Source organism: Vreelandella hamiltonii (genome assembly GCF_014651795.1).
GTDB classification, from domain to species: domain Bacteria; phylum Pseudomonadota; class Gammaproteobacteria; order Pseudomonadales; family Halomonadaceae; genus Vreelandella; species Vreelandella hamiltonii.
This window is the reverse complement of the sequence record NZ_BMXO01000008.1, coordinates 79,798-103,729: the sequence shown is the minus strand read 5'-3', so window position 1 is coordinate 103,729 and position 23,932 is coordinate 79,798. Positions and strand designations below refer to the sequence as shown.

Below are 23,932 nucleotides of genomic sequence, written 5' to 3'. Positions count from 1 at the left end.
ATGGCTCCTGGGGTGGTCACTCGGTGCAAGTGGTGATCTCGATGGTGGCCTGGGTCATCAACCGCTGAATGGGGCATTTGTGGCTGATCTCTTCCAGCTTGGCTTTCTGCTCAGGGTCGCTGATACCGTGCAGTTCGAGCTGAACGGCCAGCCGGTAAACGCCCTTCTTTTCATCCTGGTCGTCTCGCTGCACCGTGACCGTAATGCCTTCCAACGGCCACTGCTTGCGCTTGGCATACATTTGTACGGTAATGGCCTTGCAGGTTCCCAAAGCGATATCGAAATAGTCGTGAGGGTCCGGCGCACTTTCATCGCCACCCACCACTGCGGGCACGTCTGCGTAGAGGTCTTCCAGGCCATTGACCTCGATACGCTGGCGAAACGCTCGGTTGCGCTCACTGATCACCACGATAGGCGGATGCATTCACGACACCTTGATGGGTAGTTTGAGCTGTTCGACCGCCTTGATCAGCGCGTCGCGCTTGGCGCGTCCTTCCACTTCGGCGCCATGACGCCCTACTTCGGCGCTGTCCACCCCATCCAGCATCATCAATGCCGTGGTGATCTTGTTCACCTGATCAGCGTTGGAAACCCCTTGAAAACTGAGTGATTGCACTGCCATGCGCTGCCCTTTTATGTGTTAATGAGTCTTGTTAAGTATATGCTAGCGGGATCAATCGGCGATACGACGCAAAAATTCTTGTGCAAGACCGATACGCGGAATTGAAGTTTAGCACGCGCAAGTGCGCTTGCAATTGCAGCCCACTGCCCGCACCTAGCGTAACCTATTGCCGCGCCTTTCACTTCATGTCGCGCAGCTTTCATCTTCAGGAGAGACCATGGCCACCGCCGAGACTCACCCCTTCACCGGTACCGTTTATTTGACGCACCTGGCAGCGCTGGACGTCACGGGTCCTGATGCCGAAAAATTTCTCCAGGGTCAAACCAGCGCCCAGGTCGGCCTCGCCAATGGACACTTCGCCCCTCTGACGTGCTTTTGCACCCCCAAAGGGCGCATGTTGGCCAATGCCCAGCTGCTGCGCCTGGCGCCACAGCACTATCGGCTGGTTCTCGACGCCTCGCTGGCCGAGCCTCTGGCCAACCATTTGAAAAAGTTTGCCGCTTTCTACAAGGCCGAGCTGACGATTGCCACATCCGTAACGTTCGTGGGCAGCAGCGCCCCGGACACCTCGCTACTCGAGCAGGCAGGCGTGACGTTGCCCGATCAGGCCTATACGCATCATACCAGCCCCTTGGGCACCGCCCTGCGTATGCCGGGCACTGCCCGCTGGCTGCTGATGCTGATGCTGGAAGAGACACCCCCAGAGAAGGCTTCGCAAGAGACACTACAGCAAGCCTGGCAGTTGGCAGACATCCGTAGCGGCCTCGCCTGGTTGACGGCGGCACAGCAGGATCACTTCCTGCCACAAATGCTCAACTGGGAAGCGCTGGGCGGCATCAGCTTCAAAAAGGGCTGCTATACCGGGCAAGAAGTCGTCGCTCGGGCGCACTTTCGCGGCCAGGTCAAAAAACGCCTGGTGCATGCGCACGTGAGCGCCAGCGCATTACCCCAGATAGGTGACAGCCTGGTAGATAAGGAAGGGAAAGCCCTGGGTGAAGTCGTCAACAGCGCGTTCAGTGACGAACAGCAGGTAGAACTGCTGGCGGTCATGAATACCAAAGTGGCGGAGGAACAGATCTCCGTCTACTGGCAAGCGCAGCCAGTGACCTTGCACGCGCTGCCTTACCCCATTGAGCGCCTGGACCCTGAGGCGCTAGCGGCTCAATTGAGCTAACGCCAGCGGGGCAGCACTCACAGGCCAAAAATACGTGCAGCGTTGGAACTGCTCAGCGCTGCGACGTGTTCCAGCGATTGCTGACGCAGCTTAGCCACCTGCTCAGCGACGTGCTTCACGCGCGAAGGTTCATTGCGCTGCCCCTGGAAGCCACTCAGCGGCATATCGGGGCTATCGGTTTCCAGCACGAAGCCATCATCCGGCAATTTGGCCACCACGCGATGCAGGCGCTGAGCACGAGCGTAGGTGACGGCGCCTCCCAGCCCCAGTACAAACCCCGCATCCAGAAACCTTGCGGCCTGCTGGTAGGAACCGGCAAAGGCATGGATCATGCCGGGCCTCGCCAGTGCCCATTGATGAAGCCGCTTGGCCACGTCATCGTTGGCCTTCACACAGTGCACGACAGGGGGAAGCTGGCAACGGCTCGCGATACCGAGCTGGGCATCGAAATACTCCCACTGCTGCGAGAGACTCTCGCTGAAGCGACCATCGATACCACACTCGCCAATCGCCACCAGGGCGGTTTCCGGGCGGGTCAACTGCTGCTTGACCAGCGCCTCCAACGCCGCCAGGTCATCGGCGTGATGCCGAGCAATGAAATAGGGGTGAAGCCCGAGGCAGATGCTGACCCCGTCACTCTCGCCCAGCGCCAGCACATTCTGCCAGCGCTGGCGCACCGTGGCAGCCACGATGAAACCGGTGACGCCCACGGCCCTGGCCGCGGCGATGACGGCCTTTCGGTCTTCATCGAACTCCGTGGCATCCAGGTGGCAGTGGGCGTCAATGAGCATGGCAAGCGCTCTCGTTTGGGTAGGCCTCTTGAGGCGAGTCTTGAGATTAGTGCTCTCGGGTCGGCTGGAAACGGATATCCGGCCAGCGCTCCTGGGTCATTTGCAGATTGACCCGGGTCGGGGCAATATAGGTCAGGTAGCCACCGCCATCGATCGCCAGGTTAGCACTTGCCTTGCGCTTGAACTCTTCCAGCATTTTCGCATCGTCACAATAGACCCAGCGAGCCGTCTGCACGTTGACACCTTCGTAGAGACAATCGACCTTGTACTCTTCCTTCAAGCGGTGTGCGACGACGTCGAACTGCAGCGTACCTACTGCGCCAAGAATCAGGTCATTGTTATCCAGCGGCATGAAGACCTGAGTAGCCCCTTCCTCCGATAGCTGCTGCAGGCCTTTCTGAAGTGCTTTCATCTTCAGCGGGTCTTTCAGGCGCACGCGCTTGAACAGCTCCGGCGCAAAGTGCGGGATGCCCATGAAGCGCATGTCTTCACCCACGGTAAAGGTGTCACCAATCTGAATGGTGCCGTGGTTGTGCAAGCCGATGATATCGCCGGGCCAGGCCTCCTCCACGTGGGAGCGGTCCGAGGCCATGAAGGTCAGCGCATCGGCAATCTTGACGTCCTTGCCAATGCGCACATGGCGCATCTTCATGTTCTTTTCGTACTTGCCGGAACACACCCGCAGAAAGGCAATGCGGTCACGGTGGTTCGGGTCCATGTTGGCCTGGATCTTGAAAACGAAACCGGTAAAGCGATCGTCCTGGGCCGTGACTTCTCGAGTATCGGTCTCGCGGGGCTGCGGCGATGGCGCGTACTCGACGAAGCCGTCGAGCATTTCACGCACACCGAAGTTACCCATGGCGGTACCAAAATAGACAGGAGTCAGCTCGCCACGACGATAGGCTTCCAGGTCGAACTCATGGGAGGCGCCGCGCACCAGATCGACTTCCATGCGCAGCTCTTCGGCCTGCTCTTCGCCCAGAATGGCATCCACCTCCGGGTTGTCCAACCCTTCGATACGCTTGTCGTCAGGGATACGGCTGCCCTGCCCCTGGGTATAGAGGTGAATCACGTCGTTGTAGAGATGATAGACCCCCTTGAAGTGCCGCCCCATGCCAATGGGCCAGGTCATCGGGGCACATTGGATGTTGAGCACCGTCTCCACTTCGTCCATGACTTCAATGGGGTCACGAATATCGCGGTCCATCTTGTTCACGAAGGTGAGGATGGGCGTGGTACGCAGTCGACACACTTCCATCAATTTGATGGTGCGATCTTCGACACCCTTGGCCCCATCGATGACCATCAGTGCAGAGTCGACGGCGGTCAGGGTGCGGTACGTGTCTTCCGAGAAGTCCTCGTGTCCTGGAGTGTCCAGCAGGTTGACGATGCGTCCGCCGTAGGGGAACTGCATGACCGACGTGGTCACCGAGATACCCCGCTCCTGCTCCATCTTCATCCAGTCGGACGTCGCGTGGCGATCATTGCGCTTGCTTTTCACCGAACCGGCCATCTGAATGGCGTTTCCGAACAGCAGCATTTTTTCGGTGATAGTCGTTTTACCGGCGTCAGGGTGCGAAATAATGGCAAAGGTGCGGCGTAGCTCTGCTTCGCGCGCTAATTGAGCGTCAGACATGGAGTTCTCTAAATAGGGGGACTGCGTAATAACCAAAAAAGCGCCAGACCAGTGGCGGGGTGCGCCTATGGTAACGCAACTCCCTGCCTGCGGCATACCAAAGCAAAAAACGCCGACAAGGTCGGCGTTTGGGTATTGAGAAAGGCGTTGTTCCAGCGGGGGTTAAGCGAAGGTATTGATTTGCGTACCGACGCTACCTTCCTGAGCAAGCTCGGGCTGCGCTGCCGAATCCGCCGACGCCAATACTTCCGTGACCTGATCGGCTTGCTGCTCCAGCGCATCTCTGAACATTTGCATCTGCGCCTGTTCCACAGTTTGCGCCTGGTTCATGTAAAGCGCCGTGCTCACCGTATTACTGACTGCGACATCCATTGTGGAACCTCCATCTAGCGGAATTTCATCTACAGCCTAGCAAACATCCCTTCCGGGTGCCAAACAAACCGGAACGCCACCTGGCATCCAGGCTTTGTACGAAAAGTCGGCGAGCGATGGCCAGACAAGGCAAAAATCGGCGAAAAGACGGAGTTTACAAGGTGTAAATGAGTACTTTAAGCCGATTTTTAACGCCGTATGGGCGAGCGTAGGCAGTTTTCGCACAAAGCCTAGAAGCGGTCCGCGCGGAACGGTGCCATATCGATGGCTGTCGGTTTATTCTCCATCATGTCAGCCAGCAGTTGGCCGGTAGCAGGCCCCAGCGTAAAGCCCTGGTGGCCGTGACCGAATGCCAGCCACAAGCCTGGATGGCGTGGCGCCGGGCCAATCACCGGTTTCATGTCCGGCAGACAAGGACGCGCGCCCTTCCAGGCACGCTCGTCCTTGCGATCGGCCAGCGGAAAAATGGTCCGCGCCACGCTCTCTGCCGCCCCTAGCTGCTCTTCATCGGCCGGCGATTCCAGGCGATCCAGCTCCGCCCCCGTGGTCAGCCGCACGCCAGCGTTCATGGGCGCCAGCAGGTAGCCGACTTCTGCATCCATCAGCCAATAATGCAGCCTGGTGTCCGGTTGCGTGGCGTAGTGCATATGGTAGCCACGCTTGACGAACGTCGGGAAGTGGTAGCCCAGCGACTTCATCCACTCTCCCGCCCAAGGGCCCAGTGCCATCACCACATCATCTGCCGTGAAGGTATCGGTGGCGGTGGTCACCTGCCACTGCGCCCCCTGCTGACTGACGTCGGTGATGTCCGCTTGTACCAGCTGGCCACCCAAAGCAACGAACGACTCGGCGTAGGCCGCTACCAGACCACCGGGGTCAGCAACGGTCCAGGGGTCCAGCCAATGAATAGCTCCAATGATCTGCTCTCCCAGCTGGGGCTCTTTTTCGGCAACCCCTTGGCGGTCGAGCACCGCAAACTGCACACCATAGAGATCGCGGGCTTCCTCTGCTTCCTTGACACGCTTGGCCAGCTTCTCGGGGGTTCGATAGATCTCCAGCCAGCCCTCGCGACGTACCAACGCATCGGCACCTGCCGCTTCGATCATCGGCGCGTGGGCGTCGAGACACAGCTGGATCAGCGAGGCGTACTCCGGGGCGATCTTCTTGTAGAGCCGCGACGACGAGTGGTGCCAATAACTGAGCAGCGGAGAGGCCGCCTTGATCATGCCGGTGGGCCGGTAGCGAATATCGACACGACGGTTAGGCAGCACGCTCAAAATGGTTTTCATATCGCGAGGAAACGGATACGGCCGTACCGCCTCACGCTGGATAATGCCCGCGTTACCGAACGAGGTTTCACGACCAGGCTGGCGGCGATCGATCAAGGTGACCTGAAAACCGCGCTTTTGCAGTTGCCAGGCAATACTGACGCCGACCATCCCTGCCCCTAAAACCACTGTTTGACGCGCCATTTTGATGCACTCCTTTCCGAAAGATGATGATGCTACCAGACCCTCCCCGGCAGCACTTCAGTGAATTGAAAAATATCACCATTCAAAGAGCAATTGCACAGTCATAAATACCGTTTTTACCTATATTTCAGTTTTTAATCACGTAAAAAACCAAAATAAGGAGGAGTTCACTAGCCACGGCATGACATTTGCTTGATTCACATTAGCAGTGCTGAAAGCGTTCGTCACGGCGACAGGGATTCCTGCTCTCGTCACCCGACAGTGACGCATTTACCCACCCCCGAAGCACCAATGCAGTGCACACCCTGCACCAGGCAGCGACAAAAGCACCAACAAGGACCCGCACATGGCAATGATTCTGGAGACCAGGCTTCTCGATACCTTATGGGTGCTGTGGGCCGCCGCCATGGTGTTCGTCATGCAAGCGGGTTTCCTGTGCCTGGAGGCAGGCACTACCCGCACCAAGAATGCCATTAACGTCGCCATGAAAAACCTGGCCGACTTTGCGGTTTCGGTGACGGTTTTCTGGCTGATCGGCTTTGGCATGATGTTCGGTGTTTCCCAAGGGGGTTGGTTGGGGCTGTCGTTATTCGGCTGGGAGATGGAGGCCAGCAACGCCTGGCTGATGACCGTGTTCATCTTTCAAGCCATGTTCTGCGCCACCGCAGCCACTATCGTGGCGGGCGCAGTGGCTGAACGCATGCCTTTCCTGGGCTACCTATGGACAGCCTTCTGGATAGCACTATTGATCTACCCAGTGTTTGGCCACTGGGCGTGGGGGGGCTTACTCGGTGGCACGCCTGGCTGGCTGGCCGCTCGTGGGTTCGTCGACTTTGCCGGAGCCACGGTAGTGCATAGCGTGGGCGGCTGGGTGGCCCTGGCCGCCGTTCTGGTGATTGGCCCCCGCACCGGGCGCTTTCGCGACGGCGTTAACGCCAACCCTTTTCCAGCGGGCAACCTGCCGCTGGCCATGCTGGGCGCACTGTTCATGATTTTGGGCTGGTTTGGCTTCAATGGTGGCAGCACCCTGGCATTGACTAGTGCCATTCCTGGCATTATCGCCAACACCCTGCTGGGCGCGACAGGCGGCATTCTATCGGCCATGTTGATGGGCTGGCGTATTCGTCGTTATGCCGACGTCATGTATGCGATCAACGGTGCCATTGCAGGTCTGGTCGCGGTCACGGCAGGTGCTCACGCCCTGTCGCTGCACGCTGCGTTCATGCTGGGCAGCGTTAGCGGCGTACTGATGGTGGCCGCCAGTGAGTGGCTGCTCAAAAAACGCGTCGATGATGCCGTAGGCGCCATTCCCGCCCACCTTGTCACCGGCATCTGGGGCACGCTGGCACTGCCCTGGGTGGCTAACCTGGAAGCGCTGGGCACCTCGCTGAGCCGCTGGGAGCAGTTTCATGTTCAGCTCATGGGGGTGATTGTGTGCGGCGCATGGAGCTTTGGCATCGCTTGGCTACTGCTAAAGCTGAGCAAGCGTCTCATGCCTCTGCGAGTTTCACCCGATGCCGAAAAGATGGGACTCAACCTGGCGGAACATGGCGCCAAGAATGAGCTGCATCAGCTCCTCGAACACATGCGCCAACATGAACGCCAGGGCGACATGCGCCAGCGTATCGACGCCGACCCGTTTACCGAGGTAGGGGAAATCGCTGCCAGCTACAATCGAGTATCCGCCGCCCTGGAGCGCGCCGTAGGCCACACCCGCGTCATGCTGCGTAACCTGCGTGACGGCGTCTTGACCTGGCAGGCAGATGGCACGCTTACCAGCCTCAACCCTGGCGCCGAGGCCTTGTTCGGCGTACAAGCCCAACAGCTCATTGGGCAGCCCATCAGCACGCTGTTACCCCGCCGCTCCTTGACGCCTGGCACACGGTTGGAAATCAAGCGACGCACCGAAGACCAACAGGTACGCTATCTCGAAATTCAGGTCAGCGAGGGGGCTGAGGGGTCACACTCGGAACGTTCAGGCATGGTGCGCGACATCACCGAGCGCAAACTGCTGCAGGAGCAGCTGAATCGAGAGCGCGATCTTGCCCGCACCACGCTCGCCTCCATTGGCGACGGGGTGATCACCTGCGATGCCAGTGGCAACATTACCTTCATGAACAGCGAAGCGCAGCGCTTGACCGGCTGGGACGCCAGCGAAGCCTCGAACAAACCGATTCACCGTATCTATCAGCTGCGTGACGAACATAGCGACGAACCAATCAACAATCCCGCCCGCCATGTCCTGACCCAGCATCGTCCACTTCAATACACCGACCCCAGCATGCTGCTGCACCGCAATGGCAAGCGCTACCCGATCCAGCACAGCGCATCGCCTATTCGCTCGCGCAGCGGCATCACCCTGGGTGCTGTCGTGGTCTTTCAGGATGTCAGCCTGACGCGCAAGCTCTCCGAACAGCTCAGCTATCAGGCCTCCCACGACAACTTGACCGAACTGGTCAATCGCCGCGCCTTCGAATCGCTGCTCGGCAAACTACTGGCACAGCCGGGAGGCGACCACACGCTTTGCTACCTGGACCTGGATCAGTTCAAGATCGTCAATGACACCTGCGGCCACCAGGCAGGTGATGAGCTGCTTCGTCAGGTGGCGCGCAAGCTGAAAGCGCATGTCCGCAGTAGCGATACCGTGGCGCGCCTGGGGGGCGATGAGTTTGCGCTGCTGCTGCCCGACTGCTCGTTGGAAAAGGCCCAACTAATTTGCGAAGCGCTACGCAGCGATATAGAGCAGTTCCGCTTTGCCTGGCAGGAGCACACCTTCGGCATCGGTGTCAGCATTGGGCTCGTCGCCATTACCTCAGCCCACCCCATGCGCCTTGCCGACACGCTGCATGCGGCCGACGCGGCTTGCTACAGCGCCAAGGAGGCAGGCCGCAACCGGATCCACTGCTACCAGCCCGACGACCAGCTGCTGCTGGAAAGACACGGGGAACTGCAGTGGGTACAGCGCTTGCAAAATGCTCTGGACAACGACACTTTCCGCCTGTTTGCACAGCCAATCTACCCTGTGTGCGCCCCTCACAAGGGATATCAGGAGATTTTGATACGCTTGGAAGAGCATGGTCAGCTGATTACCCCCGGCAGCTTTTTACCCGCCGCCGAACGCTACCATTTCATGCCGCGCATCGACCGCTGGGTCATTCGCAACACGCTGGCCTGGCTAAGTGACCGCTGCCGCAGTGCCGAACCCGATATCGTTGGTCGCTGGGGGATCAACCTGTCTGGCGATTCATTGTCCGACAGCGATTTCTGTCATGAGCTGATTCGCCAGGTACGCGCCGCCAAATTACCCCCTGGCACTCTGTGCTTCGAGATCACCGAAAGCGCTGCCATCGCGCAGCTCTCGAAAGTCAGCGAGCTGATTCAAACCTTGAAGTCGATGGGCTGCCATTTTGCGCTGGATGATTTTGGAACCGGCCTGTCGTCGTTTGGCTATCTCAAACAGCTATCGGTCGACTATCTCAAGATTGATGGCCGCTTCATCCGCAATCTGCACCAGGACCCCATTGATTGCGCCATGGTGGAAGCTATTCACGCCGTGGGCAAGGCCCTGCATATTGAAACGGTGGCTGAATTCGTGGAAACGCAGGAAACCCTGGATAAGCTACACGAACTGGGCATCGACTATGCGCAAGGCTATCTTTTGGGCACACCCATGGAAATAACACGCGCGGAGGGAAGTAACATCAAAGTCATGCCAAGATAATCGTGCCACAGTAGGCGACGAAGGATAGGCGGATGATTGAAAACAACGAGAAGAGTAGAACGAGAATTTCGAGGAAGAAACATGATCAGGTTAATGGGGTGGATGATGGGGATCGAACCCACGACCACCGGAGCCACAATCCGGGGCTCTACCACTGAGCTACACCCACCACAACCTGGATACTGCAGAACGTTTTGTCGATGGGGTGGATGATGGGGATCGAACCCACGACCACCGGAGCCACAATCCGGGGCTCTACCACTGAGCTACACCCACCATGACAAAACAGATGCTTGATAATAACGACAGGAGAATACGATTTCGCATTCTTGATGGCACGCCCAGCAGGACTCGAACCCGCAACCTACGGCTTAGAAGGCCGTTGCTCTATCCGGTTGAGCTATGGGCGCACATAATGTATCCAAAGATACCGATGAGCACTTGACCACAACCAAAGCCTGGAAAGCAGTGTTACTTTTAACTTCAAGTAATCGGCTTCAAGTAAATGGTCGGGATGGAGGGATTCGAACCCCCGACATCCTGCTCCCAAAGCAGGCGCGCTACCAGACTGCGCTACATCCCGATACTTGCCTTGAACGCTGCTGCGTGTCCCGTCTCAAGCGAGGCATATATTACTATTTCTGATTCTAAAGTCAACACTTAAAGCGTTTGATTCGATCGATGCTTTGCCTGACCGCCCGGCCATGCGAAAATTGCACAGCCGAATTGCTCGCTTGCCGAGCCATATCTTTTGTTCGCTTCTCCATTTTCAATAGGGATCTCACTACATGACCGCCCAACTCATCGATGGTAAAGCCATCGCCGCTCATGTCCGTCAACGCGTTGCCGCCCGCATTCAGGCACGTCAGCAGGAAGGTGTGCGTGCGCCCGGACTAGCCGTGGTCGTGGTCGGCGAGGACCCAGCCTCACATGTCTATGTCAATAACAAGCACCGCGCCTGTGAGCAGGCAGGCATTCTCTCTTTCCAACACGCCCTGCCCTCGGATACCTCACAATCCGCCCTCGAAGCGCTGGTAGACGAACTCAACGCCGACCCCAGCGTCGACGGCATCCTGGTGCAGCTCCCTTTGCCGGCACATCTCGATGCCGGCCCCATTCTGGAGCGCATCCGGCCCGACAAGGACGTAGATGGCTTCCACCCCTACAACCTTGGCCGCCTGGCCCAGCGGCTGCCTTCTCTACGCCCCTGCACACCCAAGGGCATCATGACCCTGCTGACGCAAAGCGGCATTGCCGTACGCGGCATGGATGCCACGGTCGTCGGCGCCTCCAATATCGTCGGTCGCCCCATGGCGCTAGAACTTATGCTGGCAGGCTGCACAACGACGGTCTGCCACCGTTTTACACGCGACCTGGCAAGCCACGTCAGCCGTGCAGACCTGGTGGTGGTCGCCGTCGGAAAACCGGGTATCGTGAAGGGTGAATGGATCAAACCCGGCGCGGTCGTCATCGATGTGGGCATCAACCGCCAGGACGATGGCCGTCTGATTGGCGACGTGGACTTTACCGCAGCGGTCGAGCGCGCCAGCTACATTACTCCCGTGCCCGGCGGCGTAGGCCCCATGACGGTAGCCACTCTGCTCGAAAACACGCTGGAAGCCGCTGAGCGACACGATCAGCAGCATTGAACCCGGCAACGAACGCCTTATCCCCACCGACCCGCGGAGAATATCACGGTGCAACGTATTGGTATCATTGGCGCCATGGCGCAAGAAGTGAACATTCTGGCGAGCCAACTGGCGAGCGCTGAGCGTGCCGAGCATGCAGGCTTCGTGTTTCATACCGGCACGCTGCATGGCCTGGAGGTGGTCATTCTCCAATCCGGCATCGGCAAGGTGAACGCCGCTGTGGGAACCGCCATTCTGCTGGAACGCTACCAGCCAGACGCCATCATCAACACCGGGTCTGCAGGCGGGTTTGCCACAGACCTGGCCATTGGCGATGTGATCATTTCGGACGAAGTGCGCCACCATGACGTAGATGCCACGGTCTTTGGCTATGCCCTGGGACAGGTGCCCGGCATGCCCGAGGCTTACCCGGCCAGCGAACACCTGCGCAGCGTGGCACGCAGCGCCATTGCAGCCCTGGGCGAAGTGACGGTGCGAGAAGGCATGGTCGCCACCGGCGATTCATTCATGGCCGACCCGGAGCGGGTAGCCAGGACCCGCGCCCAGTTCCCCACCATGCTGGCGGTCGAGATGGAGGGTGCCGCCATTGCCCAGACCTGTCATCTGTATGGCTGCCCCTTCGTGGTGATTCGCGCCCTGTCCGACATCCCGGGCAGCGGTGACAACCACCTCTCTTTCGAGCAGTTCCTCGAAGTGGCCGCCGACCACTCTTCACGCATGGTCAACCAGATGCTGTCGAAGCTGGCCAGCGAATGACTCTGAAACCCCCATCGCCGCCAGGCGATGGGGACTGACCTCTTACGCCTCCATCTGCCACGCCAGGGTTTCACCCGCCTGCAAAGGCACGATGGTCTGCCCTGCGGTATAAGGGTAGCTTTCCGGCAGTTGCCAATCACGGCGCACCAACGTAATCGTGTCGCCATTGGGCGCCAGCCCATAAAAACGCGGCCCATTCAGGCTGGCAAAGGCCTCCAGCTTGTCCAGTGCCCCAACCGACTCGAACGCCATGGCGTAAAGCTCGATAGCGGCAGGTGCCGTATAGGCGCCGGCGCAGCCACAGCTTGACTCCTTATCACCCTTGGCGTGAGGAGCACTGTCGGTTCCCAGGAAGAATTTCGCACTGCCGCTGGTGGCCGCTTTCAACAGCGCTTGACGATGCTGCTCACGTTTCAGGATTGGCAGGCAGTAGTAGTGAGGACGAATGCCCCCGGCCAGCATCTGGTTACGATTGAACAATAGGTGGTGAGCGGTGATGGTCGCTGCGACATTGTCCGACGCGTCAGCGACGAATTCAGCGGCCTGCTGCGTCGTAATGTGTTCGAACACGACCTTCAACGTCGGGTGACGAGCCAACAGAGGTTTCATGACGCGCTCGATGAACACGGCTTCACGGTCGAAGATGTCGATATCATGGTCGGTCACTTCGCCATGGACCAGCAACGGCATTCCCAGCCGCGCCATGGTGGCAATGGCCGCGTCGCAATGAGCGATATTGGTGACGCCGGAAGCCGAGTTGGTCGTTGCCCCCGCCGGATAGAGCTTGACCGCTTTGACCACACCGCTGGCGACAGCCCGTTCGATCTCTTCTGCGGGCGTCGTATCGGTGAGGTATAGCACCATCAGCGGCTCGAACGCACTACCCGCCGGCAAGGCCGCCAGGATACGTTCACGATAGGCCATGGCCTGCTCGGTCGTGGTCACCGGCGGTTTGAGGTTGGGCATGATGATGGCCCGCCCCATCTGGGCTGCGGTATGGCCTACCACCGCATTCAGCGCCTCGTCGTCGCGAAGGTGAAGGTGCCAATCGTCGGGGCGAGTGATCGTGATAGCGTCCACGGCAAGTCCTGTCTTGAAAGTGAAAGAGGGGTGTCACGGCTGCACAGTATACCCAATCGCCCCGCGGGATAAATCTGCACACGACCCCCACAGGCCCAGCCAAGTGTCGTATCATGACGCCACGTTGTAAGACCAAGGATGCTGTTGTTTATGCAGAACGTACGACGCTATGCGGATGTCATTGCCAGCATAGAGGGGTTGGTGTGGCTAGGCCTTGCCTGGTCGATCTCCATTTCCATGTATCAACAAAGTACCGAGCCGACGCTGGCCATGTTGTTCGTGGTAGGCGCGCTGCTGCTGTTCAGTTGGGCACACCGACCGCTGCGCTACCTGCTGATGCGTTACCATATCCGCAAGCGGCGCACCGACATGTGGATGCATACCCTGGCCCTGCCCCTGTTGCTGGCCATGTTTTTCCATATCCTGCTGGAAACGCTGTTGGGGAGTGCCTGGCTGCCACCCAAGATATTGCTGTTCAACCTGCTGGCATCGGCGGGTTGGTTAACCTTCGTCATGACGCTATTCATCAAGTTCGTGATTCATAGCGTCAAGACATCGAACAAGTAATCGTCCATGGCTACCGCCCTGCCCCTACCGCTCTCCACGCCCAACCGCAATCTGGTCCGGCTGACCATCGTCCGGGGGATTACCTGGACGGGCTTTCTGATGGCGATCATCGTCGGCATCGAGCTGCTGGCGTTCAATCTGCCGGTCACGGCGGTGGTCAGCGTAGTCATTGCCATGGGCATGCTGAACATTGCCACCTGGTGGCGGCTGGGCCGCCCCAGGGCGGTCACCCATATCGAGTATCTGGCCCACCTGCTGGCAGACATTACCGGCCTGACGCTGCTGTTCTATTTTTCCGGGGGGTCTACCAACCCTTTCATCACCTACTACCTGGTGCCGGTGACCATTGCCGCTGCCACGCTGCCGTGGCGACATGCCTGGATCATTGCTGCCTGTGCCATGGGCGGCTATACCTTCCTGATGTTTTTCTACCACCCCATTCCGCAGCTAGGTCATATCAGCAGTGACGGCCCTTTAAGCCTGCACGTGCTGGGCATGTGGCTCAATTTTGGCCTGTCGGCAGGGCTCGTGACTTTTTTCATCTACAAGATGGCCCATGCCCTACGCAGCCGCGACAAGGCACTGTCACGCACCCGGGAAGCCGCGCTACGCAACGAGCAGGTGCTGGCAGTGGCCACTCAGGCCGCTGGCACCGCCCATGAGCTGGGCACGCCGCTGTCGACCATGGCCGTGCTGTTGAAGGAGATGCAGACCGATGTAGCGCAAGGCTCTGCGCTCGCCGATGACATCGCACTGCTGCGTCAGCAGGTGGATATCTGCAAATCCCGGCTGCAGCACCTGGTCAACAACGCCGACCGACGCCGCATGGCCGAACCGGAAATCCTCGATGCCGAGATATGGCTGGCCGGCGTGGTTCAGCGCTGGCTGGTGATTCGTCCTGACGTCAACCACCATTTCGACGTGGCCGAGCGGCGGGGACGGCCGTGGATTGCCGTGGACGCCACCCTCGATCAGGCGCTCACCAACCTGCTCAACAACGCCGCCGACGCCAACCCCGAGCACATCGCCATTCGCCTGGATTGGCACGAGGAAAGCGTCGTGATCGATATCCGCGACCATGGCCCCGGTATCGCCATGTCGATTGCCGACCAGCTGGGCGACACCTTCGTGTCGACCAAGAGCAAGGGAATGGGCATCGGGCTTTTTTTGACGCACGCCACGATCAATCGGTTTGGTGGCGGTGTCAGCCTGTATAATCACCCGGAAGGGGGAACACTGACGGAAGTGACGCTGCCACGCTGCTCCGCACCGGGCTAGCCTGCCATCAGTGCCAAGTCAGACCATCGAGGATGCCATGCAGAACCAAGACCAGCGCCTGTTGATCGTGGATGATGATGAAATGCTCTGTCACGTACTGAGCCGCGCGTTGACGCGCCGTGGCTTCGAGGTGATGGTGGCCCATGACGCCGACCAAGCCATGGCGACCGCCGCGCAGTTCCTGCCCACCATGGCCACACTGGATTTGAAGCTCGAGCACAGCTCGGGGCTCAAACTGCTGCCCGAGCTGCTCAACACCGTGCCGGGCTGCCGTATCGTCGTACTCACCGGCTACTCCAGCATTGCCACCGCCGTCGAAGCCATCAAGCTGGGAGCCATCAACTACTTGTGCAAACCCGCCGACGCCGATGACGTCATGGCGGCCTTCGAGCACCCGGAAGCCGACCCCAACGTGGAGCTGGCCGACAACCCGCCCTCGATCAACCGCATTACCTGGGAACACATCCAGAAAGTGCTACAGGAGCACGATGGCAACATTTCGGCCACGGCAAGAGCCCTTGGCATGCATCGCCGGACGCTTCAGCGCAAGCTGCAGAAGCGCCCGGTACGCCGTTAGTGGGCGGTCCAGCCCAGGTCGATGTTCCAGCTGGCACCGGTCACTGCGCCCGCAGCATCCGACGCCAGATAGGCGACTAGCTGGGCCACTTCGGAAGGCTCGATCAGGCGTTTTACCGCGGCGTTTTTCAGCATGATCTTCTCGATCACTTCCTGCTCACCCATATTATTGAGCTTTGCCTGGTCGGCAATCTGATTGTCGACCAGCGGCGTCTTGACGTAGGCCGGACAAATGGCATTGGCCGTGATGCCCTGCTCACCCCCTTCGAGGGCCGCCGTCTTGGTCAGACCGATCATGCCGTGCTTGGCACTGATGTAGGCGGCCTTGCCGGGTGACGCCACCTGAGCATGGATAGAGGCGATATTGATGACTCGCCCCCACCCTTTCTGACGCATGTGCGGCCAGGCCGCCTGAGTCAGCAGGAAAGGCGCGGTGAGCATCAGGTCGATGATTTGCCGCCACTTCTCCTCTGGAAAAGACTCGATGGCCGCCACGTGCTGAATACCGGCATTGTTCACCAGGATATCCACGCCACCAAAGCGCTTCACGGCGTCGGCAATGGCACCACGGCAGGCGTCCGGGTCGGTCAAATCGGCCTTGTAGAACGCCGCACCGGCCTGATCGGCCACCTCCTGACCTGCCTCATTGAAATCCACTGCCAAGACCTGGTGACCCTGCTCGCAAAAATGCTGGACCACGGCGGCACCAATACCGCTGCTGGTACCGGTGACGACTGCAACACGGGGCGTTGACGCTTTATCTGCTGACATGCAGGCTTCCTTTTATCGAATCGACTGAAATGAAGGTATAAACGCTTAAAATTATAGGTGCAGTCTCGGGCTTCTGCCTTCTACCGAGTAAACTCAGAGAGTAGCAGGTGACATCAACTGCTCCATCATGCGCTGGGCAAGCCGAGACGCCTCTTGCAGGCTCTCCAGCTCGCTCAGGTCGTTCAGAATGCATCGCTGATAGAATTCGATACCGTTCGGCAAGCGCTCGAGCGTCATCCGATAACGGCCAGACGGCAAGGACACCACCAGGCTCTCTTCCAGGGGGGCCGACAGCGTTGCCTGTTCGGGCACCACCAGCATCCATAATGCACATGGGGTAATCAGCGCACCGACCAGGGTGCTGGCGCCGTTGATTCGCACCTCGCCGTATTGAAAACACAGCGCATCGACGCTCAATCGAGGGTTGTAATGGGCCTCCTTTTTCAGCGCCGCTAACGATGCGTCTCGATAGCTGATCGCCAACTCGGCCAGATAGCCATAGTCGCGGGCCTGCAAGACTTGCATAAGCATGCTCCTGTAAATGCACCAATCGCGTGACGTCCATTGTAGAGCTTTATGGATAGCGTAGTGTGCTGCTATTGGCGAAACACGCCGGGCTACGCCACAATGGGCGCTACTGTACAAGTCATACCTCATTCAACGGAGTCATTACCATGTTCGTGGTTATTTTTGGGCGTATGTCCTGCCCCTTCTGTGTACGCGCCAAACAGCTTGCCGAGCATCTGGAAAACAGTGGCAAGATCGAAGGCTATCGCTACGTCGACATGCCTTCCGAAGGCGTTACCAAGGAAGATATTGCCAAAACGGCTGGCAAGCCCATCCACACCGTGCCGCAAGTCTTCATCGACCAGCAGCACGTGGGCGGTTACACCGAGTTCGACCAGTTCGTTCGCGACAAGCAGCTGCTTGCCTCCTGACCCTGCCTGATCATCCGGCGTTAAAACCTCCATCGATTCGCGTTGAAGCCGCCAAGGCTCGCTTGCCTATACTAAGCGTTCGATAACCGTGTTCGTTTTACCCAGGCCAGTAGGCGGCGAGGAATACCGATGCAGCGCGAGGAGTTTTTACAACAGCTTTGGCTGGACTATATCCACAATCATCCGGATATCGGTGCACTCAGGCTATGGCCCATCAGCACCAGCGCAGAATACCTGACGCTGGTAACGCTAAACCATGGCCCTTTCGCTACCAGTGCGCTTAGCGCCCCCTTGGCCAGAATGGGCTATCGTTCCGTTGGCCACTACGCCATGGCTGACAAAGGGTTACTGATTCACCTGCTGGCACCCAACGATGACAGTAGCTGGCTGGTGCTGGCGGAGCTGCAGGTCGGGGCGCTCTCCAGAACACCCAGAGAAGCCCTGACCGCTCTGATACAGCAGAGCCACCCTGCCGACTGCAAGGGCCACAACCTGCTGTGCCGAGGGCGTCCGTGGCCCATGCCAAGCTGGGCACTCTATCAACAGCTGTATACGGCACACCCATTGGCTGCCTGGCTGGCCGTCATGGGACCACGCCTGCATCATGCCGGATTCGATTGCGCCACGCTGGATGCCTCGCTGGACGCACTGGGCCTACAGCTGGAACACGTGGGGCTGCATGCCCTCGATAGCCAACAAAACGGGGTATTTTCGGTGTCCAGCCTGCTGGATCATCGCTTCTATCCCGCCATGCCGCAGAAAATCGTCTTCAGCGAAGGCGATGAGCACCGCCTTTGCCTCGGGGGGCTTTCACTGACACAACGCCACGTGGAAGATGATCACAAACGGCTAGCGGAAATTCTGCTGCCGTTCCATGCCCGCTGCGAAATGGCGTGAGTCGCGTTGACCCACGCCACCCACGTCATGCGTCGAAGGTCATTTCTGGCACATGGTCGGGGACGATCAGCTTGCCCGCGGTCTTTTCGACGATCTCCTCGACGCTGACCCCAGGCGCACGCTCCTTGAGAATGAACGCGCCGTCCTTGATTTCAAGATAAGCCAGGTCGGTCAGAACACGGTTGATACAGCCAGCACCGGTCAGCGGCAGCGAGCATTTTTCCAGTAGCTTGGACTCACCATGCTTGGAAGCGTGAGTCATGGTGCAGATGATGTTCTCTGCGCCCGCCACCAGATCCATGGCGCCGCCCATGCCCTTGATGAGCTTGCCGGGAATCATCCAGGACGCAATATTGCCCTCCTGGTCCACTTCGAAAGCGCCGAGCACGGTCAAGTCCACATGCCCACCACGAATCATGGCGAAGGATTCGGCTGACGAGAAAATGGCCGCGCCGGGACGCGCCGTCACGGTCTGCTTGCCCGCATTGATCATGTCAGGGTCGACTTCTTCCTCGGTAGGAAAGCGCCCCATGCCCAGCAAGCCGTTTTCCGACTGCAGCATGACATCCATGCCGTCGGGGATATAGTTGGCCACCAGCGTGGGAATGCCGATTCCCAGATTCACATAGAACCCGTCCTGGAGTTCACGAGCCACTCGCTGTGCCATTTGTTCGCGTGTCAAAGCCATGGTGCCACCTCTTGTCGTTGAGCAGTAATGGAAAATAGGCAAACTGATTAGCTGCGCACGGTGCGCTGCTCGATACGTTTCTCGAACGTGCCCTGAATGATGCGATCCACATAAATGCCGGGAGTATGGATCTGACTGGGCTCCAGTTCGCCTGGCTCAACGATCTCCTCTACTTCTACCACGGTAATCTTGCCAGCAGTGGCGGCCATGGGATTGAAGTTCTGGGCAGTGTGACGGTACACGACGTTGCCGTAACGATCGGCTTTCCACCCTTTGACGATGGCGAAGTCACCCTTGATGGCCTCTTCGAGGATATAGTGACGACCGTCGAACTCACGCACTTCCTTGCCTTCACCAATCGGCGTGCCGTACCCGGTGGCCGTGAAGAACGCCGGGATACCTGCGCCAGCTGCGCGCATCTTTTCCGCCAACGTCCCCTGCGGCGTCAGCACCACTTCGATTTCATCATTCAGCATCTGCCGCTCGAACAGCGCGTTCTCGCCTACATAAGAGGCAATGATCTTGCTGATCTGGCGGTCTTCGAGCAGGATGCCCAGCCCAAAACCGTCGACACCGCAGTTATTGGACACCACGGTCAGGTCGCTGACCCCACGGCGCTTGATTTCAGCAATCAGGTTTTCGGGAATGCCACACAGGCCAAAGCCACCTGCAATCACGGTCATGCCGCTTTCCAGGCCTTCCATCGCTTCTTCATAGGAAGATACACGCTTGTCGAATCCTGCCATTGTGTTGCCTCACGTGGTTGGTAAAACGTTATCGGATATTGTTCGTTACGTGGTTGCTGACCAGTCTGGCACAAAAGCTGCGCGCTGGATGCAGTTGCTTCGATAGAGTCAGTGTTGTGCTTGATGATATATTTGTTAAGTTTGTTTTTCTTATCAATTTATTTTAATAACTTATAAAGAGTCCTCATGACCGTCAAGCAGCTCAGGGCCTTTCTGGCCGTGGCCCAAACACTCAGCTTTACTCAGGCATGCGAACGCCTGCATCTTTCCCAACCCGCACTTAGCCTGGCCATCAAGGGGCTCGAAGACTCACTGGGCGGCAAGCTGCTGATTCGCAGCACGCGTAGCGTTCGCCTCACCCCTGAAGGCGAGTCACTGTTTCCGTTGGCCAAGCACCTGCTGGCCCAGTGGGACAATACCGAAGAGCGCTTGCGCCAGCGCTTCACGCTACAGCTGGGCCGCCTGAGCGTGGCCGCCATGCCCTCATTTGCCTGTAATCTGCTACCCGGAGCGCTGGTCAAGTTTCGCCAGCGCTATCCCAAAATCAACGTCACCGTGCACGATGTCATCAATGAGGAAGTCATGGACATGGTGCGCTCCAGACAGGTCGAGCTGGGCATCGCGTTCGCCCCCGAGGGCGCTGGCAGCTTGAGCTTTACGCCACTCTTCGAAGATCAGTTCGTGGCCGTCGTCCCCCTCGACTCCCCGCTGGCCCATCGGCAAAGCCTGGATTGGCAAGCGCTGCTGCGCCACGACATGATCACACTGCAACGCCCCTCCATGGTAAGGCGCTTGCTGGAGCAGGAGTTGGCAAGGCAAGGTATCGAGCTTCCCGTGGCTTTCGAAAGCCATCAGCTCTCGACCGTAGGGCGCATGGTCGCGGCGGGGCTAGGCGTCAGCGCCGTGCCCTCCATGTGCATTCAACAAATGGACGAGCTAGGCGCCCACTGCCTGCCGCTGACCGAGCCCGGCATTGCCTGTCGAGTGGGCATATTGACTCACCAGGAGCTCTCGGTGGCCGCCCATGCGTTACGTAACGTACTCATCGAAAACATTAAAACTCCCGGACTGGCGCGCCACTGATCACGCCACGCACGGCAAAGTTATGCTGGGCAGTCTGCGCTTGTTCCATTAGCATTTGTCCCTACAGGCGCAGAGTGCTCCTGGCGCGCCTTCCCTCAGGGAGCCCTGGCAGCCGCTCTGTGCGTAGCATCAGTAGATCGAGGACCGCGGTATGCCAATCATCAAAGGGGCTGTCAGCATCTTGCTGCTGACGCTGAACACACTGGTTTGGGGTGTGCCCCTGATTATTTTGACGCTGCTCAAGGTCATCACTCCCGGCCGTAAAGCCAAGGAGTGGCTGCTGAAAGGACTGTGCGCGGTGGCCTTGAACTGGATCGGCGTGAACCTCTGGTGGATGCGCCTGTGGTTGAAGCCTCAGGTGTCCATTCAGGTGCCTGACAACCTAACGCCTGAGCAGTGGTGGCTGGTCATCTCCAATCACCGCAGCTGGACCGATATTTTCATTCTGTTCATGGCGCTGCACCGCCGCATCCCAATGCCGCGCTTTTTTCTCAAGCATCAGCTGATCTGGATTCCGATTGTCGGACTGGCCTTTTGGGCACTGGAATTCCCCTTCATGCGACGTTTTACCCGCGAGCAGATTGCCAGAAACCCAAAGCTGGCCACGATCGACAGAGAATCCACCGAGCGAACTTGCCGCCGTGCACGGCACGCCCCCATTTCGATTTTCAATTTTGTGGAAGGTACTCGCTTCACGCCGCTCAAGCGTGACGCTCAGCAGAGCCCTTACCGTCATCTGTTACGCCCCAAGGCGGGCGGCATCGGACAAGTACTTAGCCTGCTGGGCAACCAATTGGATGGTATCCTTGATGTCACCATCAGCTATGCCAATCCGACGCCAACCTTCATGGGCTTTCTATGTGGCAAAGAAGCCCCCATTACCCTCGAAGCCCGGCAGATTGCCATCCCGGAGTGGATGCAGGATGCCAACTACCACGAAGATTCGCAGCACAAGGAACGCTTCCACGCATGGATCAATTCACTGTGGCAGGAAAAAGACGCGCTGCTGGACACTCTCAGCGATCACGACTAGGGCTTTGGCTGAGCGCTTGCCTGGTCGTCAGCCTGCTGGCGGGCTGTGCCAGCTCGACACCGGCGACCAGCCAACGCACTTCGGAAAGCAGCAGTGCCAGCGCATTGAGCGGTGGCTGGATCGAGGTAGGCCGAGGAGACACCTTGGGGCAGTTGGCAGCTCGCGCCAATGTGCCCATCGAGCGTCTGGAGCGTTTCAATCCGGGCGTCAATGCTCAGCGCCTGAACGTCGGCCAACGGCTATTGATTCCCACCCAGCAGGAGCGTGCCCCCTCAGGCGGGCCTTACCGCTATCAGGTACGCGCGGGTGATACCTACTCTGGCATTGCACGCCATTTCGGCACGACCACAGGCAGGATACAAAGCGCCAACCCTGGCACCCCCGCCACCGCACTGCGGGTGGGCCAAATCATCAGCGTACCCTTGAGTGGCAGCGGCAGAGCCGTCGCAGCCAGCAGTGGCGGGTCGAGCGGCTCATCGGCAGCACCCGCGACGCCTGCGACAACGCCCAGCGCCAGCCTGCCCGCGTCGGCACGCCGCTGGCCCTGGCCGCTGGAAGATTATCGGGTCGTGAGGCGCTTTGGTGCCGATAGCCGTGGCACGCTACAGCCGATGTTGCTGGCCACCCAGGCCGGTGCCAAGGCCAAGGCCGTGGCGCCTGGAGAAGTGCGCTTTGCCGATGGCATGCGCCAGCTGGGTGAGGTGGTGATCGTGCATCATGCCGACAACCTGCAAAGCGTATATGCGCTCTGCGAGCGACTGCTGGTCAACGTCGGCCAGCAGGTGAGCGCTGGCGATGCCCTGTGCGAAGTCGGCCAAAGCGCCTCGACGCAGCGCTATGACCTGCTCTTCGACCTGCGCCAGGGCGGCAAGCCCATCGACCCGCGACAGGTGTTGAGATAGAAGGTATCGAGCAAGCCCCCGCTTTTGGGGGCTTGCACAGAAGTACCTCACCCTCGATAGTAGCCAGGCTCCACGAAAGGCATTGGCGTAACGGTCATGGGCAGCGACTTACCCCGAACCAGCGCAAACACCGTCGTGCCCGGCGCTTCCCATTGCCGTTCCACGTAGCCCATGGCCACGGGTTTACCGACGCTGGGGCCAAACCCGCCGGAGGTTACCTGACCGATCTCCTGGCCTGACTCATCCACCAGCGTGACGCCTTCACGTACCGGGGCACGCCCTTCCCCCACCAGACCGACCCGCTTGCGGGTATGGACCTTGGCATCCACCTGATGCAGAATGATATCCGCCCCCGGGAAACCTGCCGGGCGCTCTCCCCCATGGCGGCGCGGCTTGCCGATGGCCCAGATCAAGCTGGCCTCTACCGGCGTGGTGGTCATGTCCATGTCGTGGCCGTAAAGGCACAGTCCCGCCTCAAGACGCAGGGAATCCCGCGCCCCCAGGCCAATCGCCTCCACTTCCGGTTCGGCGAGTAGCGCTTCGGCCAACGCCTGGCTCGCTTCTGCGGCCACGGAAATCTCGAAGCCATCCTCTCCGGTATAACCGCTGCGGCTGATCCACACCTCGTGACCGACCAGGCTGAAACGACCATGCTGCATGAACGTCATGTCGCAGGCCGCGGGGCACAGGCGCTGCATGACATCACGCGCCTGGGGCCCTTGCAGCGCCAGCAAACCTCGGTCCAGCACGTCGATCTGGTGAGTAGAACCCAGGTTGGTGCGTAGATGAGCAATATCCTGATCCTTGCAGGCCGCATTGACCACCAGGTAGAAGTGATCTCCAGCGTTCACCACCATCAGGTCATCGATGATTCCGCCCTCGGTCCCGGTAAACAGGCCATAGCGCTGCTGGCCGACCTTCAGCCCCACCAGATCGGCGGGAATCAATGTCTCCAGCGCTTCTGCCACATCGTCGCCGGACACCAGAATCTGCCCCATGTGCGACACGTCAAACAGACCGCACTGCTGGCGCGTATGCTCGTGCTCCTTTTTCACACCCAACGGGTACTGCACGGGCATCTCATAGCCTGCAAAGGGCACCATTTTCGCGCCTAGCTGAGTGTGCAGTGCATGCAGCGGCGTACGTTTAAGATCGGTCATGGGTTTCCTCAATGGTCAAA

24 protein-coding genes and 4 tRNA genes are annotated in these 23,932 nt (G+C 59.1%); 12 read left to right on the top strand and 16 right to left on the bottom strand.

Annotation, left to right across the window (positions count from 1 at the left end; translation table 11 throughout):
- Positions 1 to 16: 16 nt before the first annotated feature.
- Both IE061_RS09935 and IE061_RS09930 read right to left on the bottom strand, forming a co-directional pair.
- Positions 17 to 424 carry an OsmC family protein gene (locus tag IE061_RS09935; RefSeq protein WP_081193228.1) on the bottom strand — a complete coding sequence of 136 codons (408 nt, stop codon included), beginning with the start codon at positions 422 to 424 and terminating at the stop codon, positions 17 to 19.
- Entirely contained in the window at positions 425 to 622 is a 198-nt protein-coding gene (locus tag IE061_RS09930) for a hypothetical protein (protein ID WP_016913800.1), read from the bottom strand. It lies immediately after the preceding gene.
- Between the two features lie 217 nt (positions 623 to 839).
- Here IE061_RS09930 and ygfZ point away from each other — a divergent pair, with 217 nt between their 5' ends.
- Positions 840 to 1,796 (top strand): CAF17-like 4Fe-4S cluster assembly/insertion protein YgfZ, encoded by a 957-nt coding sequence (gene ygfZ, locus IE061_RS09925; RefSeq protein ID WP_193461528.1) that lies wholly within the window; start codon positions 840 to 842, stop codon positions 1,794 to 1,796.
- Positions 1,797 to 1,813: 17 nt separating this feature from the next.
- On the opposite strand, the gene IE061_RS09920 is transcribed toward ygfZ, so the two are convergent.
- From IE061_RS09920 to IE061_RS09905, 4 genes are all read right to left on the bottom strand, one after another.
- Positions 1,814 to 2,587 (bottom strand): TatD family hydrolase, encoded by a 774-nt coding sequence (locus IE061_RS09920; protein ID WP_100730650.1) that lies wholly within the window; start codon positions 2,585 to 2,587, stop codon positions 1,814 to 1,816.
- 46 nt (positions 2,588 to 2,633) lie between these two features.
- Positions 2,634 to 4,223: a peptide chain release factor 3 gene (locus IE061_RS09915; RefSeq protein WP_081135561.1), complete on the bottom strand. Its 1,590-nt coding sequence runs from the start codon at positions 4,221 to 4,223 to the stop codon at positions 2,634 to 2,636.
- Between the two features lie 162 nt (positions 4,224 to 4,385).
- Positions 4,386 to 4,595, bottom strand: coding sequence for a putative motility protein (locus IE061_RS09910; RefSeq protein ID WP_016913796.1), 210 nt, complete (start codon positions 4,593 to 4,595; stop codon positions 4,386 to 4,388).
- Positions 4,596 to 4,825: 230 nt separating this feature from the next.
- Positions 4,826 to 6,067 carry an NAD(P)/FAD-dependent oxidoreductase gene (locus tag IE061_RS09905; RefSeq protein WP_193461527.1) on the bottom strand — a complete coding sequence of 414 codons (1,242 nt, stop codon included), beginning with the start codon at positions 6,065 to 6,067 and terminating at the stop codon, positions 4,826 to 4,828.
- A 346-nt stretch (positions 6,068 to 6,413) separates the two neighbouring features.
- Here IE061_RS09905 and amt point away from each other — a divergent pair, with 346 nt between their 5' ends.
- Complete coding sequence (gene amt / locus IE061_RS09900) at positions 6,414 to 9,788, top strand: ammonium transporter (protein ID WP_016913794.1); 3,375 nt, start codon at positions 6,414 to 6,416, stop codon at positions 9,786 to 9,788.
- A gap of 94 nt (positions 9,789 to 9,882) precedes the next feature.
- Here the strand turns inward: amt and IE061_RS09895 are convergent.
- From IE061_RS09895 to IE061_RS09880, 4 genes are all read right to left on the bottom strand, one after another.
- Positions 9,883 to 9,957 (bottom strand) — tRNA-His (locus tag IE061_RS09895).
- Positions 9,958 to 9,989: 32 nt separating this feature from the next.
- Positions 9,990 to 10,064, bottom strand: a tRNA-His gene (locus tag IE061_RS09890).
- A 57-nt stretch (positions 10,065 to 10,121) separates the two neighbouring features.
- A tRNA-Arg gene (locus IE061_RS09885) sits at positions 10,122 to 10,198 on the bottom strand.
- A gap of 96 nt (positions 10,199 to 10,294) precedes the next feature.
- A tRNA-Pro gene (locus tag IE061_RS09880) sits at positions 10,295 to 10,371 on the bottom strand.
- Positions 10,372 to 10,576: 205 nt separating this feature from the next.
- Here IE061_RS09880 and folD point away from each other — a divergent pair.
- Together folD and mtnN are read left to right on the top strand one after the other, a co-directional pair.
- Positions 10,577 to 11,437 (top strand): bifunctional methylenetetrahydrofolate dehydrogenase/methenyltetrahydrofolate cyclohydrolase FolD, encoded by an 861-nt coding sequence (gene folD, locus IE061_RS09875; RefSeq protein ID WP_016913793.1) that lies wholly within the window; start codon positions 10,577 to 10,579, stop codon positions 11,435 to 11,437.
- A 48-nt stretch (positions 11,438 to 11,485) separates the two neighbouring features.
- Positions 11,486 to 12,193 (top strand): 5'-methylthioadenosine/S-adenosylhomocysteine nucleosidase, encoded by a 708-nt coding sequence (gene mtnN, locus IE061_RS09870; protein WP_016913792.1) that lies wholly within the window; start codon positions 11,486 to 11,488, stop codon positions 12,191 to 12,193.
- 42 nt (positions 12,194 to 12,235) lie between these two features.
- On the opposite strand, the gene pyrC is transcribed toward mtnN, so the two are convergent.
- Positions 12,236 to 13,273, bottom strand: a complete 1,038-nt coding sequence (gene pyrC, locus IE061_RS09865) for a dihydroorotase (protein ID WP_016913791.1) — start codon at positions 13,271 to 13,273, stop codon at positions 12,236 to 12,238.
- Between the two features lie 150 nt (positions 13,274 to 13,423).
- On the opposite strand from pyrC, the gene IE061_RS09860 reads away from it, so the two are divergent.
- Genes IE061_RS09860 through IE061_RS09850 form a run of 3 tightly spaced genes read left to right on the top strand, consistent with a single transcriptional unit; the run spans position 13,424 to position 15,695 of the window.
- Complete coding sequence (locus IE061_RS09860; protein ID WP_016913790.1) at positions 13,424 to 13,840, top strand: hypothetical protein; 417 nt, start codon at positions 13,424 to 13,426, stop codon at positions 13,838 to 13,840.
- Positions 13,841 to 13,846: 6 nt separating this feature from the next.
- Positions 13,847 to 15,118 carry an ATP-binding protein gene (locus tag IE061_RS09855; protein ID WP_016913789.1) on the top strand — a complete coding sequence of 424 codons (1,272 nt, stop codon included), beginning with the start codon at positions 13,847 to 13,849 and terminating at the stop codon, positions 15,116 to 15,118.
- 37 nt (positions 15,119 to 15,155) lie between these two features.
- The gene (locus IE061_RS09850) at positions 15,156 to 15,695 is read left to right on the top strand and encodes a response regulator transcription factor (RefSeq protein WP_193461526.1); all 540 of its coding nucleotides are present in this window, start codon (positions 15,156 to 15,158) and stop codon (positions 15,693 to 15,695) included.
- On the opposite strand, the gene IE061_RS09845 is transcribed toward IE061_RS09850, so the two are convergent.
- Complete coding sequence (locus tag IE061_RS09845) at positions 15,692 to 16,465, bottom strand: 3-hydroxybutyrate dehydrogenase (protein ID WP_016913787.1); 774 nt, start codon at positions 16,463 to 16,465, stop codon at positions 15,692 to 15,694. The genes IE061_RS09850 and IE061_RS09845 overlap by 4 nt on opposite strands.
- Before the next feature lie 93 nt (positions 16,466 to 16,558).
- Entirely contained in the window at positions 16,559 to 16,990 is a 432-nt protein-coding gene (gene hybE / locus IE061_RS09840) for a [NiFe]-hydrogenase assembly chaperone HybE (protein ID WP_193461525.1), read from the bottom strand.
- Positions 16,991 to 17,139: 149 nt separating this feature from the next.
- Here hybE and IE061_RS09835 point away from each other — a divergent pair, with 149 nt between their 5' ends.
- Together IE061_RS09835 and IE061_RS09830 are read left to right on the top strand one after the other, a co-directional pair.
- Positions 17,140 to 17,403: a GrxA family glutaredoxin gene (locus IE061_RS09835; protein ID WP_016913785.1), complete on the top strand. Its 264-nt coding sequence runs from the start codon at positions 17,140 to 17,142 to the stop codon at positions 17,401 to 17,403.
- Between the two features lie 129 nt (positions 17,404 to 17,532).
- Entirely contained in the window at positions 17,533 to 18,300 is a 768-nt protein-coding gene (locus IE061_RS09830; RefSeq protein WP_016913784.1) for a VOC family protein, read from the top strand.
- Positions 18,301 to 18,325: 25 nt separating this feature from the next.
- Here the strand turns inward: IE061_RS09830 and IE061_RS09825 are convergent, their stop codons facing one another.
- Together IE061_RS09825 and IE061_RS09820 are read right to left on the bottom strand one after the other, a co-directional pair.
- The gene (locus tag IE061_RS09825; protein WP_016913783.1) at positions 18,326 to 18,988 is read right to left on the bottom strand and encodes a CoA transferase subunit B; all 663 of its coding nucleotides are present in this window, start codon (positions 18,986 to 18,988) and stop codon (positions 18,326 to 18,328) included.
- Between the two features lie 47 nt (positions 18,989 to 19,035).
- A complete protein-coding gene (locus IE061_RS09820) occupies positions 19,036 to 19,734 on the bottom strand; it encodes a CoA transferase subunit A (RefSeq protein ID WP_081135542.1) in 699 nt (232 codons plus the stop codon).
- 186 nt (positions 19,735 to 19,920) lie between these two features.
- Between IE061_RS09820 and IE061_RS09815 the strand changes: the two genes are divergently transcribed.
- The 3 genes from IE061_RS09815 (at position 19,921) to IE061_RS09805 (ending at position 22,752) form a co-directional block, all read left to right on the top strand.
- The gene (locus tag IE061_RS09815; protein ID WP_081135540.1) at positions 19,921 to 20,817 is read left to right on the top strand and encodes a LysR family transcriptional regulator; all 897 of its coding nucleotides are present in this window, start codon (positions 19,921 to 19,923) and stop codon (positions 20,815 to 20,817) included.
- 151 nt (positions 20,818 to 20,968) lie between these two features.
- Positions 20,969 to 21,850, top strand: coding sequence for an acyltransferase (locus IE061_RS09810; RefSeq protein ID WP_081135537.1), 882 nt, complete (start codon positions 20,969 to 20,971; stop codon positions 21,848 to 21,850).
- 119 nt (positions 21,851 to 21,969) lie between these two features.
- Complete coding sequence (locus tag IE061_RS09805) at positions 21,970 to 22,752, top strand: LysM peptidoglycan-binding domain-containing protein (RefSeq protein WP_193461555.1); 783 nt, start codon at positions 21,970 to 21,972, stop codon at positions 22,750 to 22,752.
- A gap of 47 nt (positions 22,753 to 22,799) precedes the next feature.
- On the opposite strand, the gene gcvT is transcribed toward IE061_RS09805, so the two are convergent.
- Positions 22,800 to 23,912: a glycine cleavage system aminomethyltransferase GcvT gene (gcvT, locus tag IE061_RS09800; RefSeq protein WP_193461524.1), complete on the bottom strand. Its 1,113-nt coding sequence runs from the start codon at positions 23,910 to 23,912 to the stop codon at positions 22,800 to 22,802.
- Positions 23,913 to 23,932: the final 20 nt, after the last annotated feature.

Coding starts and splice junctions, on each gene's coding strand:
- IE061_RS09935 (WP_081193228.1), bottom strand. CDS start 424: ATGCATCCGCCTATCGTGGTGATCAGTGAGCGCAACCGAGCGTTTCGC.
- IE061_RS09930 (WP_016913800.1), bottom strand. CDS start 622: ATGGCAGTGCAATCACTCAGTTTTCAAGGGGTTTCCAACGCTGATCAG.
- ygfZ (WP_193461528.1), top strand. CDS start 840: ATGGCCACCGCCGAGACTCACCCCTTCACCGGTACCGTTTATTTGACG.
- IE061_RS09920 (WP_100730650.1), bottom strand. CDS start 2,587: ATGCTCATTGACGCCCACTGCCACCTGGATGCCACGGAGTTCGATGAA.
- IE061_RS09915 (WP_081135561.1), bottom strand. CDS start 4,223: ATGTCTGACGCTCAATTAGCGCGCGAAGCAGAGCTACGCCGCACCTTT.
- IE061_RS09910 (WP_016913796.1), bottom strand. CDS start 4,595: ATGGATGTCGCAGTCAGTAATACGGTGAGCACGGCGCTTTACATGAAC.
- IE061_RS09905 (WP_193461527.1), bottom strand. CDS start 6,067: ATGGCGCGTCAAACAGTGGTTTTAGGGGCAGGGATGGTCGGCGTCAGT.
- amt (WP_016913794.1), top strand. CDS start 6,414: ATGGCAATGATTCTGGAGACCAGGCTTCTCGATACCTTATGGGTGCTG.
- folD (WP_016913793.1), top strand. CDS start 10,577: ATGACCGCCCAACTCATCGATGGTAAAGCCATCGCCGCTCATGTCCGT.
- IE061_RS09860 (WP_016913790.1), top strand. CDS start 13,424: ATGCAGAACGTACGACGCTATGCGGATGTCATTGCCAGCATAGAGGGG.
- IE061_RS09855 (WP_016913789.1), top strand. CDS start 13,847: ATGGCTACCGCCCTGCCCCTACCGCTCTCCACGCCCAACCGCAATCTG.
- IE061_RS09850 (WP_193461526.1), top strand. CDS start 15,156: ATGCAGAACCAAGACCAGCGCCTGTTGATCGTGGATGATGATGAAATG.
- IE061_RS09845 (WP_016913787.1), bottom strand. CDS start 16,465: ATGTCAGCAGATAAAGCGTCAACGCCCCGTGTTGCAGTCGTCACCGGT.
- hybE (WP_193461525.1), bottom strand. CDS start 16,990: ATGCAAGTCTTGCAGGCCCGCGACTATGGCTATCTGGCCGAGTTGGCG.
- IE061_RS09835 (WP_016913785.1), top strand. CDS start 17,140: ATGTTCGTGGTTATTTTTGGGCGTATGTCCTGCCCCTTCTGTGTACGC.
- IE061_RS09830 (WP_016913784.1), top strand. CDS start 17,533: ATGCAGCGCGAGGAGTTTTTACAACAGCTTTGGCTGGACTATATCCAC.
- IE061_RS09825 (WP_016913783.1), bottom strand. CDS start 18,988: ATGGCTTTGACACGCGAACAAATGGCACAGCGAGTGGCTCGTGAACTC.
- IE061_RS09820 (WP_081135542.1), bottom strand. CDS start 19,734: ATGGCAGGATTCGACAAGCGTGTATCTTCCTATGAAGAAGCGATGGAA.
- IE061_RS09815 (WP_081135540.1), top strand. CDS start 19,921: ATGACCGTCAAGCAGCTCAGGGCCTTTCTGGCCGTGGCCCAAACACTC.
- IE061_RS09810 (WP_081135537.1), top strand. CDS start 20,969: ATGCCAATCATCAAAGGGGCTGTCAGCATCTTGCTGCTGACGCTGAAC.
- gcvT (WP_193461524.1), bottom strand. CDS start 23,912: ATGACCGATCTTAAACGTACGCCGCTGCATGCACTGCACACTCAGCTA.